9 protein-coding genes and 1 pseudogene are annotated in these 13,964 nt (G+C 71.2%); 7 read left to right on the top strand and 3 right to left on the bottom strand.

The features are described from left to right. The first annotated feature begins 12 nt into the window (after positions 1-12). From ACIBEC_RS31435 to ACIBEC_RS31410, 6 genes and pseudogenes are all read left to right on the top strand, one after another. Entirely contained in the window at positions 13-450 is a 438-nt protein-coding gene (locus tag ACIBEC_RS31435) for a hypothetical protein (RefSeq protein WP_360502724.1), read from the top strand. Continuing rightward, on the top strand, positions 447-4,316 hold the full coding sequence (locus ACIBEC_RS31430; protein WP_396289435.1) for an NACHT and WD repeat domain-containing protein: 3,870 nt from the start codon (positions 447-449) through the stop codon (positions 4,314-4,316). Before ACIBEC_RS31435 ends, ACIBEC_RS31430 begins: the two co-directional genes overlap by 4 nt. Before the next feature lie 259 nt (positions 4,317-4,575). Continuing rightward, a pseudogene (manB, locus tag ACIBEC_RS31425) lies at positions 4,576-4,773 on the top strand (phosphomannomutase/phosphoglucomutase); the annotation flags it as partial. Positions 4,774-5,027: 254 nt separating this feature from the next. Further along, on the top strand, positions 5,028-6,254 hold the full coding sequence (locus ACIBEC_RS31420; protein WP_360502727.1) for an FAD-dependent oxidoreductase: 1,227 nt from the start codon (positions 5,028-5,030) through the stop codon (positions 6,252-6,254). 10 nt (positions 6,255-6,264) lie between these two features. Beyond that, a complete protein-coding gene (locus ACIBEC_RS31415; RefSeq protein WP_360502730.1) occupies positions 6,265-7,242 on the top strand; it encodes a sigma-70 family RNA polymerase sigma factor in 978 nt (325 codons plus the stop codon). 74 nt (positions 7,243-7,316) lie between these two features. Then, on the top strand, positions 7,317-7,919 hold the full coding sequence (locus ACIBEC_RS31410; protein ID WP_360502733.1) for a hypothetical protein: 603 nt from the start codon (positions 7,317-7,319) through the stop codon (positions 7,917-7,919). Positions 7,920-8,258: 339 nt separating this feature from the next. Here the strand turns inward: ACIBEC_RS31410 and ACIBEC_RS31405 are convergent, their stop codons facing one another. Beyond that, a complete protein-coding gene (locus ACIBEC_RS31405; RefSeq protein WP_360502735.1) occupies positions 8,259-8,768 on the bottom strand; it encodes a hypothetical protein in 510 nt (169 codons plus the stop codon). Between the two features lie 343 nt (positions 8,769-9,111). Further along, positions 9,112-10,044 carry an aminoglycoside phosphotransferase family protein gene (locus tag ACIBEC_RS31400; RefSeq protein ID WP_360502738.1) on the bottom strand — a complete coding sequence of 311 codons (933 nt, stop codon included), beginning with the start codon at positions 10,042-10,044 and terminating at the stop codon, positions 9,112-9,114. A gap of 1,212 nt (positions 10,045-11,256) precedes the next feature. On the opposite strand from ACIBEC_RS31400, the gene ACIBEC_RS31395 reads away from it, so the two are divergent. After that, positions 11,257-12,003, top strand: coding sequence for a hypothetical protein (locus ACIBEC_RS31395; protein ID WP_360502741.1), 747 nt, complete (start codon positions 11,257-11,259; stop codon positions 12,001-12,003). A 165-nt stretch (positions 12,004-12,168) separates the two neighbouring features. Here the strand turns inward: ACIBEC_RS31395 and ACIBEC_RS31390 are convergent, their stop codons facing one another. Continuing rightward, positions 12,169-13,623: a dienelactone hydrolase family protein gene (locus ACIBEC_RS31390; RefSeq protein WP_360502744.1), complete on the bottom strand. Its 1,455-nt coding sequence runs from the start codon at positions 13,621-13,623 to the stop codon at positions 12,169-12,171. Between the last annotated feature and the right edge of the window lie 341 nt (positions 13,624-13,964).

The raw sequence follows: 13,964 nt of genomic DNA, 5'->3' as shown, positions 1-13,964 counted from the left end.
CAAGGAGGAAGCATGGAGATGGGCTTGGACACGGCCGGGGGCCTGGCGGCGGCCGCCGCGGCGCGCTTGATCGATCTACTGACGACGGACGGCTGGGCCGCGATCAAGGCCTCGGTCCTGGCGCTGTGGCGGCATTCGCATCCTGAGCGGGTGGAAGCCGAACTCGTCGAGGCCCGCGGCGAACTGTTGCGGGCCGAGCAGGCCGGCGACAGCGTGGAACTCCAAGGGCTGCTGGTCGCCGAATGGCAGGCGCGGCTTGCCAGGCTGATCGCCATGCGTCCGGACGTCATCGACGAACTTCGTGCGCTGTTCCTCCAGGAGTCGCACGACGCCGGACCGACGGGACAGCGGATCACGACCTCGACCACACTCGAGGCACACGTCTCGGGCGGCGGCGACGCCTATCTGGCGGGCCGGGACATGACCGTCACCAAGGATGGGACGGCGTGACCGAACCGGACGACGGCACGCCATCCGGCGGACAACCTGCCTGGCAGCCGATGAAGTTCGAGGCTTCTGCGAGCGGCGGCGGAAGTGTCTACCAAGCCGGCCGGGACATCACCGTCATCCGCAAGCCCGACGGGCCGCGCCGTAGCCGCCCCGGTCCCGATGCCCGAAAGATGCAGTGTCCGTATCCGGGGCTGATGCCGTTCGCGGCCGAATACAAGGACTGGTTCTACGGCCGGGACCAGATGATCCACACGGTCATCGAGCGGTTGGACGCCCGGATACGCGAGGGCGGCCCGCTGATGCTGATCGGCCCGTCGGGCTCGGGGAAGTCTTCCCTTCTCGCGGCCGGGGTGCTGCCGGCCCTGGATGACGGTCGGCTGCCCGTGGCGGGATCGAGCAGCTGGCCGCGGTTGACGCTGACCCCGACGGCATCCCCGGCCCTGGCGCTGGCGGCCGCCGCAGGGCTCGATGCCGAGGATGCCCGGCGCCTGGCGGAGCCCTGGCAGTCCGATCCCGCGCGGTGTGTGGCGGATCTGCGCAGCCTGACCGGAGTCGAGGCGGCGGCACCGGCCGGCAAGCGTCACGCGGTCGGCCTGACCGTGGTGGTCGACCAGTTCGAGGAGGTCTTCACGGCGTGCGCCGATGAGGCCGAGCGACAGTGGTTCATCGAGGTTCTGGACCTTCTGGCCAAGCCTGCAGGCGGTGCCGCGGTGGTACTGAGCCTTCGTGCCGACTTCTACGCCGCGTGCACGTCCTATCCGCAGCTTCGGGCAGCCTTGCAGGGCGGGGCAGTGCTGCTGGACCCGATGACCGAGCGCGAACTCAAGGAGGCGATCCGCCTTCCCGCCGAGGACGTGGAGCTCGAGGTCGAAGACGGCCTGGTCGAGGTGTTGCTGGCCGACCTGGGGACGGTCGGAGGACCGGCGGGTACGGGCGCTGCGGGCCGGTTGCCGCTGCTGGCACACGCGCTGCGGGCAAGCTGGCAGCAGCGCAGCGGCCACCGGTTGACCGTGGACGGATACCGGGTCACCGGCGGGATCCAGCGCGCCCTTGCCAACACGGCGGACCGCCTGTTCGACGCGCTCCCGCCGCCGTGCCGTGACGCGGCGCGGTGGGTGTTCCTGCGGCTCGTCATTCTGGGACGTGACGCCGACGACACCCGCCGCCGCGTCCGGTACGACGATCTGCTGCGACACGCGCCGGACCCGGAGTCGGCCAAGGTGGTCGTGGACGACTTCACCCGCGGTCGGCTACTGACCCGCGATCAGGACGCGGTGACGATCACACACGAGGTGCTGATCCGCTCCTGGCCGCGGCTGTGGAAGTGGATCGAGCAGGACCGGGACGGCAACCTGGTCCGACAGGACCTGGAAGAGGCGGCCGCCGCATGGGAACAGGCCGGCCGGGAGCCAGGCGCGCTGTATCGCGGCAACCGCCTGGAGAACGCGCTGGCTTGGGCCGAGAAGCACGGGCCGGACCTCAGCGGCGTGGCCGGCGCGTTCCTGGCCACCGCCCGGCGCCAGCAGCGGCGCGGGCAGCGACTTCGGCGGTCCGCCGTCGCAGTCATCACGGCGCTGGCCGTGGTCGCCTCAACGGCCGCGGCGTTCGCATTCGTGCAGAACACCCGCGCCGCGGAAGCTCGCGACAAGGCCATCACCGCCGCCGTCGCCTCAGCATCGTTGCAGTTGGCGCCCACCGATCCCTCACTGTCCGCACAACTCTCCCTGGTCGCCTACCGCATGGAGCCGACCCCGGAGGCGACCTCCCGGCTGATCACCACCGAGAACACGCCGCTGGACATCCGGCTGCCAGGCTCGAAGGGCTCGGTCTACACCGCGGCCTACAGCCCCGACGGGCACACGCTGGCCGCCGGATACGTCTATCAGAACATCGTCCGGCTGTGGAACGTCTCGGACCCCAGCCACCCGGTGGCGCTGGGCGCGCCGTTGCCCGAGGATGCGTCCGTCGACTCGATCCTGTCCGTGGCGTTCAGTCCGGACGGCCGCACCTTGGCTGTCGGCGGCCATGCCAGCAACAGGGGCAACGACGGCTCCGGCGGCTTCGTCGACCTGTGGAACCTGACCAGCCCCAGTCACCCGGTCCTGTTGGGCCGGCCGACGAGCTCCGGCGTGAGCCCCTGGGACTCTTTCAGTTCCATCCACGCGCTGGCGTTCAGTCCCGACGGCCGCACCCTGGCCGCCGAACGGTCCACCGGAGTCATGACCCTGTGGAATGTCACCCACCCCGATGACGTCACCTCAGTCGGCGAGCCCTTCGACACCTGCTTCCCCTCCGGTCCTTTCGCGTTCAGCCCCGACAGCCGCACACTGGCGACCGCCTGCCACGACAACGACACCGGCACCATCAGCCTGTGGAACACCGCCGACCCGAGCCACCCGACCCGCCGGGGGCAGCCTCTGAACGTCGGCAGCGAGGTCAATTCGGTGGCGTTCAGCCCCGACGGCCACACCCTGGCCGCCGGGGCCGTGGACTTCGACGTCCACCTGTGGAACGTCACCGACCCTGAGGGCCCGGCTCCGTTGGGCAAGCCACTGACGGGGTCCGCCCAGGCCGTGGTGTCGGTGGCGTTCAGCCCCGACGGCCACCTCCTGGCCGCCGGCGGTGCCGACCACGCCGTCCACCTGTGGAACGTCACCGACGTCACCGACATCGCCCCGTTGCGGTCGCTGGTCGGCCGCGGCGGCAGCGTCAACGCCGTGGCGTTCAGCCCGGACAGCCGTACCCTGGCCGCCGGAAACGCTGACGGCGACGTGGATCTGTGGCACCTGCCACCGACCCAGCTGATCGGTGCGGGCGGCCCTTTGACATCGGTCGCGTTCAGCCCGGACGGCCGAACCCTGGCCGCCGGAAACGCGAACCGGACCGTCAGTCTGTGGAACACCGCCGACCCCGACCACCCCGCTCCCAGAGGCCGGCCGTTGACCGGCCCCACCCAGATGGTCACCGCGGTGGCGTTCAGCCCCGACGGCCGCACCCTGGCCGCCGGCGACAGCGGCGGCAGCGTTACCCTGTGGAACACCGCCGACCCCAACCACCCCGTTCTCCTCGGGGAGCCGCTCACCGGGGCCGACGGGCAGATCTTCTCCCTGGCGTTCAGTCCGGACGGCCACACCTTGGCCGCAGCCGGAGACAAGTACGAGTCCGGCGGCATCGCACTCTGGGACGTCACCAACCCCGCGAAGCCCACGTATGCCGACCGCATCCATAACGATCACACGAGATCCATCCAATCCATCGCCTTCAGCCCCGACGGCCGCATCCTGGCCACCGGCGGCGACGCCAGCACCCACGAGGTCGGGTTGTGGACCGCGAAGCTCCACGAGAACGTCCGCGTAGGCCAACCGATACCCCAACCCACCCGCACCAGCACCTGGGTGGCGTTCAGCCCCGACGGCCACACCCTGGCCACCGGAAACAGCATCGGCATCATCACCCTGTGGAACAGCACCGACCCCAACCACCTCACCCCCAGAGGCCAGCCCCTGACCATGCCCGGCGGCAACCTCGGGTCGGTCGCGTTCAGCCCCGACGGCAAAACCCTGGCCGCCGCCGGCCACACCAGCGTGGGCACCATCAAACTGTGGGACGTCACCGACCCCAACCGCCCCACCGCCATCGGCGAACCGCTGACCGTCGCCACCGGACCGGTGTCCGTGCTGGCGTTCAGCCCGGACGGCCACACCCTGGCCGCCGCCACCGACGACGGAGTGGCCACCGTCTGGGACCTGAACGTCGAGGCCGCGATCCACAACATCTGCGCCAACAGCGCCGGCGCCTTGAGCAGCGAGAATTGGCGCCCGTACGTTCCGGTCATCGGATATACGTCACCATGCCCCCACACATGATTGGCGCAGATCACGCGAGCTGGGGGCGCGAAGCAGCGCGACTGGGGTGCGCTTCTTCTTGGGGAGTCTTTTGACCTGTCGTTTCTGGAGCAACCGGGGCGGCGGGTTCCAGAGAAGTCACCGGACGGGTGCTCACCTCCGGGTATGCGGCAGGTCCCGGACGGTGGTCCCCCGAAGGAACACACCCAGGTCACGTGGCCCGACTCTCGGTTGTACAGACCCCGCCGGGTGCGGGCGGGTCGGTGTGTGGTGGCCCTGAGAGAAGGGCCAGGCCGTCTCCCCCTTGGCGATCGTCGGCCTGGTCGCCGCCCGCGAGCCGGCCAAGGACCTCGGCTCGGCGATCGTCCACAACGTCATCACCTCCGCCGCAGCCGTGGAGATCATCCGCGAGCACGGCGGCACCCCCGTCCGCTCCCGCGTCGGCCACTCCTTCATGAAGGCGCTGATGGCCGAGCACCTTTCGCCTGGACATGGACAAGCGCCTCGACCTGGGGCCGGTCGCCGCCGTGCCCCGCCCCCGCACATCTGCCAGCGCCGCCGACCGATCACGCACGCACGCACGCACGCACGCAGACACGATGAGGGACTTCCCGGCTTAATCGACCGAGCCCCCCTCTCTCCATGTGACCCATGTCACATGTGGTTCCTGTCAGCAATCCGGGTGCTGTCCCGCTCAATCACCGAAGGCAAGCGAACCGACAGGAGCTACTCATGAAGCACCGCATCGTCGTTCTCGGCGCCGGCTATGCCGGGGCCTACGTGGCGGGGAACCTGGCCCGGCGGCTGTCCCCGGCGGACACCGAGATCACCGTGGTCAACCCCGAGCCGGACTTCGTCCAGCGGCTGCGGCTGCACCAGCTCGCGGCCGGCCAGGAGATTGAGGCCCCACAGCTCGTCGACGTCTTCGCGGGCACGGGGATACGGCTGCGCCTGGCCCGTGTCACCGCCGTCGACCCCGGGCGACAGGTCGTCGCCGTGGCCGACGCCGAGGGCGGCGGCGAACTCGGCTACGACACGCTGTTCTACGCGCTCGGCAGCCACGGGGACGACGGCGGCGTCCCCGGCGTGGCCGAGTACGCCTTCGACGTCGCCGCCCGGCCCTCGGCGCTGCGCCTGCGCGAGCGTCTGGACAGCCTGGGCAGGCGGGGCGAAGGCGGGAGTGTACTGGTCGTCGGCGACGGGCTGACCGGCATCGAGACCGCCACCGAGATCGCCGAATCCCGGCGCAGCCTGTCGGTGACGCTCATCGCCCGTGGCGAGCTGGGCGCCCGGCTCTCCCCCGGAGCCCGCGACCACCTGCGCCAGGCCTTCGACCGGCTGGACATCACGGTCCTGGAGCACACCGTCGTCGAGACCGTCGAAGCGGCGCGGGTGCTGTGCGCCGACGGCACCGCCGTGGCGTCCGACGCGACCGTGTGGACGGCCGGGTTCGCGGTCAGCCCCACCGCCGCCGCCAGCGGGCTGGAGGTCACCGAGAACGGCCGGATCGTCGTCGATCGCACCATGCGGTCGGTCTCGCACCCGAACGTCTACGCCGCCGGCGACAGCGCCTACGCCATCGGCGACAACGGCCGGCCGCTGCCGATGTCATGCGCCTCGGCCGGCTACACCGGCATGCAGGCGGTCGCCGCGATCGTGGGACGCCTGACCGGCCGCAAGATCCCCCACACCAAGCTGGAGTACATGGGCAATCACATCAGCCTCGGGCGGCGGGACGGGATCCTGCAGATGGTCGACGACGAAGCGCAGGCAAAGCCGAAGTACATGGGCGGCCGGAAGGCCGCGCGGATCAAGGCGGGCGTCCTCAGGATGTCGCTGTGGACCAACTCCCACCCGACCTTCTGCTTGCCCAAGCGCAAGCACCGCCTGGCCGCCCCGGCCTCCGTGCCCGCCGCACCGGATGTGTCCGCCGAGAAAGGCGGTCGCGTAGCCGCATAGGGTGGCCCGCGTGGACAGCACCGCCACTGATCGCTTCGACACCAGTCGGTTCGAGGCCGGCCGGAACCGTCTGGCTTCGCTGGCATACCGGCTACTGGGCTCGGCCACCGACGCCGAAGACGCCATGCAGGACGCGTTCCTGCATTGGCAGGCCGCCGACCGGCAGCGCATCAAGGTGCCAGAAGCATGGCTGACCAAGGTCGTCACCAATCTGTGCCTGGACCGGCTCCGCTCGGCACAAGCCCGCCGCGAACGCACCGTCGGCGCCTGGCTGCCCGAACCACTCCTCGACGGCGACCCGATGCTCGGCCCGGCCGACACGTTCGAGCAACGCGAATCGGTCTCCCTGGCCGTGCTGACCCTCATGGAGCGCCTGTCCCCCCTTGAGCGGGCCGTCTACGTCCTGCGCGAAGCGTTCTCCTACAGCCACGCCGAGATCGCCGAGATCCTCGGCATCACCGAGTCCGCAAGCCAACAGCACCTCCACCGGGCCCGGCGCCGCATCACCGCCGCACGCCGCGGCGGCGCCGACGTCGACCCCGCGTCCGCCCGCAGGGTCGTCGAGGAATTCCTCGCCGCCGCCTCCTCGGGCCGCACCGAACGGCTGGTGGCGCTGCTCACCGACGACGCGACCGCGATCTCCGACTCCAACGGCGCCGGCCTGGCCGAGAAGCTGCTGCGGTACGACACTCCGCAGCGCATCGCCGCCGTGGCACGGGCCGGCTTCAAGCCCACGGCCGCGAAACGGCGACTTGCCGGTGGCACGCTCGCCGTCCACTACGCACTCGTCAACAGCGCCCCCGCCATCCTCTTCGTGCTCGGCGACCAGGTCGTCGGCTCCGTGACGTTCGACATCACCTATGGCAGGATCGCGACCGTGCGCGGCATCGCCGCCCCCACCCGCCTCGCCCGCCTCACCGAAGCCTGGCGGCAGCACGGACCGGACACGCCGCTCATCGCCCGGTGGGGACACGCCCGCGTTTCATAGGTGGTCGCCTGAAGCACCCTCATGAAACAGTCCCCGCCCGGCATGGTCAAAGAGCCAGACCCTATGGTGATCCCATGGACGTGGGGGCAGTACTGATTGCGATCACCGGTGTGACGGGCACGCTGGGCGGTGCGTTGCTCACTCAGCGGGGCGCCGACCGGGCCAAGAAGCGTGAACTCGAGATGGGCCACGCCATCCAGGAGGCCCGCGAGAACCGTGAACTGCGGCGGCGGAGCTACACCGAACTCCACCGGGATGCCCGGCAGTTCGCCACAGCGCTGAGCCGTCATCTGTACGTCGTACGGGACCGTGCGCCCGGAGAGGAGGACATCCGGGCGCTGGAAAGGGCCAAGGACGCCCATCGCGACCACTGGTCCGAGACTCTGATGGTCGCCCCCGACACGGTGATCGGGCCGGCCAACGAGCTGAACGACGCACTGACCCGGGTCTACGGGCAGATCAAGCGCATCGAACAGGGCAACCCCAGGAGCGGCGAAACCCTGCGGTCCGCCGCCGAGGCGCAGCAGGCGCTCTGGCCCCTCATACGCGCCACCAGGGAGGCGATGCGTGGTGACCTGGGTGTCACGGGAGCCACCCCCTGGCCACAGTCGAACTCCGCCGACGACCCGGCGATGATCGGCGACTTCGAGGAGCCGCTCGGCGAGCCGGATTCCTGAGCCGGGCTGCCGGGCTGCCGGGCCCATGAGAGAGCCGCCGGAGAGCTTTGACCGGGACATCGTCGAGCGCCGGCACTCAAGGCGACCCCTCGGCCTCCCGGCTGCACGCTCGTCCGCGCACAGCCTCCGGACGAAATCCTCGGATCTTCTCGTCGGCCTCAGATCTACTCGCGCTCTACGACCACGTTGGTGTAGCCGAGGTGAATGGTTGACACACTGCTCCTTCACCTCGGCTGAGTGGGTGTCAGGATCGCTCCAAGGACACCAGTGCCCCGGAGAGCGCCTTCCCCATCGGCATCGCCGCCTGTCCGGCTCTCACCGGGCAGGGGGCCGGGTCCGTCAGAAGTCGAGGTCGACCGTGACGCGCCTCGTGCCGGGAGCGATCGTGTCGGCGTGGACCATGCCACGAGCCCGGTCGAACTTCCCGGTGCCGCCGGTGATCCCGTTGTCGAACGAAGGCGGAGGGCCCGGGTTGAGGAAGCCGAAGACCATCCCCTGCACGGAGAGCTGGCCGCCCGGCAGGTTGTAGGTGACGACGCACTCCTCCGCTCCGCCGTTGTCGACCCGGGTGGTGGTGCAGGTGCCATCGGTGTCGCCGACCTGGTTGCCGTCCTGGTCGAAGAGGACCGAGTGGAAGACGGCCCGGTCGCCCTGGGCGGGGGCGCCGCCGGGGTTGACGGGGAAACGGGTCTCCTGCGCGAGGTGACCGATGAGTGTGAAGACCCGGTCTCCGCCCTTGGCGGGGGAGGAATCGGTGTCCGTCGCGGCGGCGGCCGCGACCGGGGCGCAGGCGAGAAGGGCGGCCAGCGCGGTGGCCGCGCCGAGACAGGCTGTTCTGATGGGGCGCATCGGGTGGCTCCTGAGGTTGATGTTCGTGGATGGCCAGGTGGCTGGATGGCCAGATGACCATTCATAACCTCGGCACTGCCGCCGCCCGGAACGTCCCGGCACGACCCACCGCAGATCCGACCTATCGGACCAACCCGGGACGCGAGACGGCCCACCCGACCGGACGCGTCGCGCGGGCGGGATCCATGCCGTGAGCGGCCGCCGTCTCATCGTCGGCCCACGCGGCTCACGATGATCAATGGCGGCCGCACCGGTCCACCCACCGGACTCGGCCGGCACCATCTCGCACTCGAGATCACGTTCTACGAAATCACGCTCGACGGGATCACGTTCTACGAGGTCGCTACAAGCGTTCGGTGAGCAACTCCGCCAGACCGTCGACCAACTCGGTGAGCCAGTCCAACCGCGGTCCGCTGCGGGCGATCCGGAAGCCGTGGCGGCGGCCCCAGAACGCAGCCTGGACGGCGTGGAACTGAGCCCACCGTTGGACGCGTTCACGGTCGAGTTCCGCGGTCTCGGCGAAGACGTCCAGGATGCGGTGGACAGCCTTGCGCGGGTCGCCCGCTTCGAGGAGCGTCAGCGCGCGGGACTTCAGCAGCGTGCCGCTGTCGTAGGCGGGATCCCCCGCGTACCCCTTGGGGTCGACAGCCAGCCACGGCTCCCGGCCGGCACGCAGGATGTTCCGGGCATGCAGGTCGCCATGGATGAGAGTGTCCGGCTGGGCCCGGCCCAGCTCCCGCACGGTCGCCACGGCGGCGTCCAGCACCTGACGCGGCAGCGCGTGCGTCAACTCCTCGGCGTCCTTGCGCAGTTGCTCCTCCCAGGCATCGGCCTGCTCGCGCAGCCGGGGCAGGCCGGGCGGTGCGGGGACGGCCAGGCGGCGATTGAGCCGTCCGGCGACCGTCACCACCTCGTCGCCGTCGTGGACCTCCGCCAGGGTCGACGGCTGAACCCGCTCCAGCAGCATCGCGAACCGCTCGTCGTCGCGCTCGTGCAGCAGGACGGCGCCGCACCCGCCCCACGCGACGAATGCATCCGGCTCATGGACGTTGCCGGGATGCGGGAACGACACCTTCAGCACGGCGCGCTCCTCAGCCCGTCGCCGTACCGGAACGATGATGCCGACGCCACCGTGCATGACCTCGCCGTCCGGCACGCACCCCCAGCGCCCCAGCAAGTCCTCCACGATGCCCGGCAGATCGGCGAGCCACGCCGCCCCGGCCTCCCCCTCCCGGTCGACAGTGCCCTGTGCGAACTCCTCTGGCATCGCGATCATCCCAGCACCCTACGCGCCGGCCCGCCGCCGGCACCATGCCCAAGCCGGTCGCAAGCCGGCCGCAGACCGGCCGCTGCCGCCCGGAAGGCCGGGCACTCCGAAGGTCGCGACGACCGGCTCACGGCCGCTGAGCAGGACGAACCGCAGAGCAGGACGATCTCAAAGAACTCCGCGAGGACGTAGCCGAGTTGAGGTGGGCCGACGAGATCCCCAAGGCCTCCGGCACACCGTCACCGGGTGGCCCAGGCCCGGCATGCGGGCTGGTGCCAGGTCGTCCGCACGACCCGGCCGCCGGGCACCGTACGCTCGCTGGCCCAGGTCCGGCAGCACCCGGCCGCCGGTCGGCGCGGCCCGGCCGGTGCCTGGCGTCCGGTGGCCTGGCGGGCGGGCAGAGGCGTGGGCGCGGGCTTGGCCGTCCGGCTCCGGCGGCGTCTGGCGGAGGAACCGGTGGAGGAAGTCGTCATGCCCGCCGTTGTGCCACCCACCGCCTCCACCCAACCGCGCGTCATCCGAACGGGTGACCCACATGGGGCTCTACCGGCCAACGAGACGAGGGGCGAGCGGGGGCCGCGGCCGGCGGGCTCGTCGTCCCGGGCCAGGGCGCGGCGAGCGGGGCGGGTGCCGATGCAGGGGCCGGTGGTTCGGATGGTTCACCGGGCGGTCACTCACGCCCCTCTGACACCACCAACCCCACCGCACACGGAAGGTTCGGACAGATATGGCCGATACACAGGTGGTCCACGGTGGATGACAAAGTCGGCCGCACCCGTGCCGGGCGCAACCGCGTCCGCACGAGGTGGCCGCACGAGGATGGCCGCGCTCGGCACCAGCGCCACTTCTCAGTGCCCCTGGTTCTGCCTGTCCGTCACCGGGTGCACAGGCGCAGCGGTATCCGCGAGTGCGTGGGCCCCGTAGGCAGCGGACACCGGCACCTCCCGCTCGGCAGCGTGCGACGGTGTCGCGAGACCGAACGCGGCGCCCGCCACGACGGCGCTCGTGACGGCATCCTCGCGAACCCACCGGTCATATCCGGCAGGTGATACCGCGCCCGTTGATCACCCGCTCTGGTGGCGGGAGTTGATACCGAAAGCAAATCACCAGCCGGAGGCGCTCGCGTTCCTCGGGGCGGGCCGCAACCGGAGGCCGCGCGGCGGCGTCCACTCGGATACGAACGGCCGACCGGCCGCCGTAATCCTGGGGGGATTTGCACACATGGCGATCAACGACGCCGTACCTGCGCCACCGCCGCACAGCTCTGTGCCGCCCTGCCCGAGCTGCGCGCTGACCGACCAGGTCCGCAGCGTGCCGGCGGTCCACCTGAGCGAGCGGCGCAACGTCACCGTGCGCGACTCCGGCCGCGACGGCGGCACCTCGACCCGCGAAGAGGTGTCCGCCCTCGGCCGGGCCTTGGCGCCCGCGCCGCCGACGACCAGCACGGCGGTCCAGGCACTGGCGATCCTGGCCTTCATGACGCTGGTCGGGGCGGTCTTCACCTTCATCGAGGGCATGACGCAGCGCAATGCGCGCGTCCACCAGGAGCCCGACCTCTCGCCGCCAAGCTGGGTGACCAAGCACCCGGGGTTCCCGGGCGACTTCCCCACCGATCTCCCTGGTTTTCCGAAGGCCGCTCCGGCCTCCCCGGTCCCGCACGCGACGGCGGCGCTCGCCGACGCGAACGACATGCCGGTCCCGCTCTTGGTGTCGTTCCTGCTCCTCGCCGTCGTGATCGCCCTGCTGGCGGGCGCGACCGCGCTGTTCCTCGCCAGGCGGCGGCGTCTCGCGGGCCGGCCGCAGGCCGAGCGGCTCTGGAACCAGGCCTGGTACTGCGCCCGTTGCGGCACCGCGCACTTCCCGCCCACCGCCGGGCAGGGCACCGGGGCGCTCGGCCTCGTGGAGTTCCGCACCGTGGTCTGGACGGCGGGCGGCTACGGCGACCTCGCCGAGCGGTACCGGCTGTAGGCATGTCCGACACCTCCCGCCCGTCGTCCGGCCGCGCCCCATCGCGGCCGGACGACCCGGCGGGAGGAGATGCCGATCCATGCCCGCACAGGTGACCAGGCCACACCCTGCGGCCCTTGGCCCGGCACGGCTTCGCCTGCCGCACCCGCGCCCCGGAGCAGGTGATCAGCGGCTGTTGTCCGGGGGGTAGACGCTGAGGTCGCCGTAGGCCGGCAGAACGCCCGCCGGGTCGCCGGGTTTGCCGTGCAGGACGGCGTCCAGGAAGGCGAGGGTGGCTGCAGCGACGACGCGCGGGCTCTCGGTGCGGCCGAGGGAGCCGACTATCGAGGGCACGGGCGGCAGGTACAGGGCGCCGTCCGTGAACGTGAGGTGTGCGGCGCCGGGGATGGTGAGCCGGTAGCCCGTCGCGGTGCTGGACTTGAGCGCCTCGGTGAGGCGGGGCAGGTAGCGCGGGTCGGTTCGCGGGGTGACGGCCTGGGTGAGCGCGAGCGTCGGCTGGTCGAGGGCGGGCGAGGTGGGGCCGTGGGGGTAGCCGTCCAGGTCGATGACGGCGTCGAACCGGCGATCCTGCCGGGCTGCCTGCAGGGCGGCAGCACCACCCATGGAGTGGCCGGTCACCGCGACCCGGCTGGTGTCCAGGCGTCCGCGCAGCGGGTCGGCGGTCTCACTTCGGTCCAGACCGTCCAGCTGGGTGAGGACGAAGCTGAGGTCGGCGGCTCGAACCGCTGTCCAGCTGGCCGCCAGCTTGTCGTCCTGGTCCGGGTCGCCGGAGGACGCGGTCTCGGTGGTGATCGTCCGGCCGTCGGCGAGGACGACGGCGGCGGAGTCGTACGGGTGGTCGAGGGCGGCGACCACATAACCGTGGCCGGCCAGTTCCTCCGCCCAGGCGGTGTTCTGGGTGCGCACTCCGCCCGACCCGGGAGAGAACAGGACGACGGGGAACCGTCCCCCCGTGCCGTCCACCGGGGCGTCGAAGACCGAACGGGTGTGGGCACGCGGAATACCGTCGAGCAGGAAGCCGGGCAGGCCGACCCCACGGGCGAGGGCGTCGGAGACGGTGCGCGCCTCCTGCTCCGTGCGCCCGAGGTACTGGGCCCGCTGCGTGCCTGCGGGGCTCGTCTGCGCGGGGTACCAGAGCTGGACCACGACGGTGCGCCGGTCGTCCGGATCGGCGGTGAAGGTCTCGGGACGGAGTGGGTCGGTCCACTGCACCACGCGGGTGCCGACCGCGAAGTCGCCTGACGGCTCGGGGAACACGGGTACGGGAAAGGCCCAGGCGGCCACCGGGCCCGTGGCGATCAGGCCGACACAGGCCACCGATCCCGGCAACGCCAGCCACCAGCGGGCCCGCCACGCCGGCCGGCCGGTACGGCGTCGCAGCAGGGGAGCGTAGGCGAACGGCAACGCGAAGGCAGCGCCTGCCAGTACCGGCAGCATCTGCCAGCGGGGCCCCGCCACGCTCAGCACGATCGCGGACACCACGAGAACCGCCCCGGCCGCAATCGTGACGGGCGGGCGGGCACTGGGGGGAAGCCAACGCACCAGTACAAGCGCGACGGCAGCCAGCACGGCAAGGAATTCCGGAGGGGACACGTACAGTCCCGCGATGATCTCGGTCATCCGGCCATACTCGGCGCCGGGTAGGCGCTGCCACATCGATCCCGGGTCGCCCTCGTGTGCAACCGGGGTCGCCATCCGTGGCAGGTCCCCTTGCCACCGGAGCAGCAGTCGAGCACGCCGGACCATCGGGCGCCCTGCGACCACGGGAGGTAGCGGGACTCCTTCTGCGGTCGTACATCGGCACGGTGCGATCAGCCGGTGGACTCATGTGCTTCACGGGCCTGCGGCCTACCGTGACAGGGCTGCGGCATGTGCCGGGCAGCGCGAGGCGTACGTTCCCCGGACCCGGCCCGGGTCCGGCCGTACACGGTGGCGGCCCCGGCCGGGGCCACCATGACGCT

The sequence above is a fragment of the Kitasatospora sp. NPDC051164 genome, from assembly GCF_044455625.1.
Classification (GTDB): domain Bacteria; phylum Actinomycetota; class Actinomycetes; order Streptomycetales; family Streptomycetaceae; genus Kitasatospora.
The sequence above is the reverse complement of the archived record's forward strand: the minus strand, read 5'-3'. Positions and strand labels throughout refer to the sequence as shown.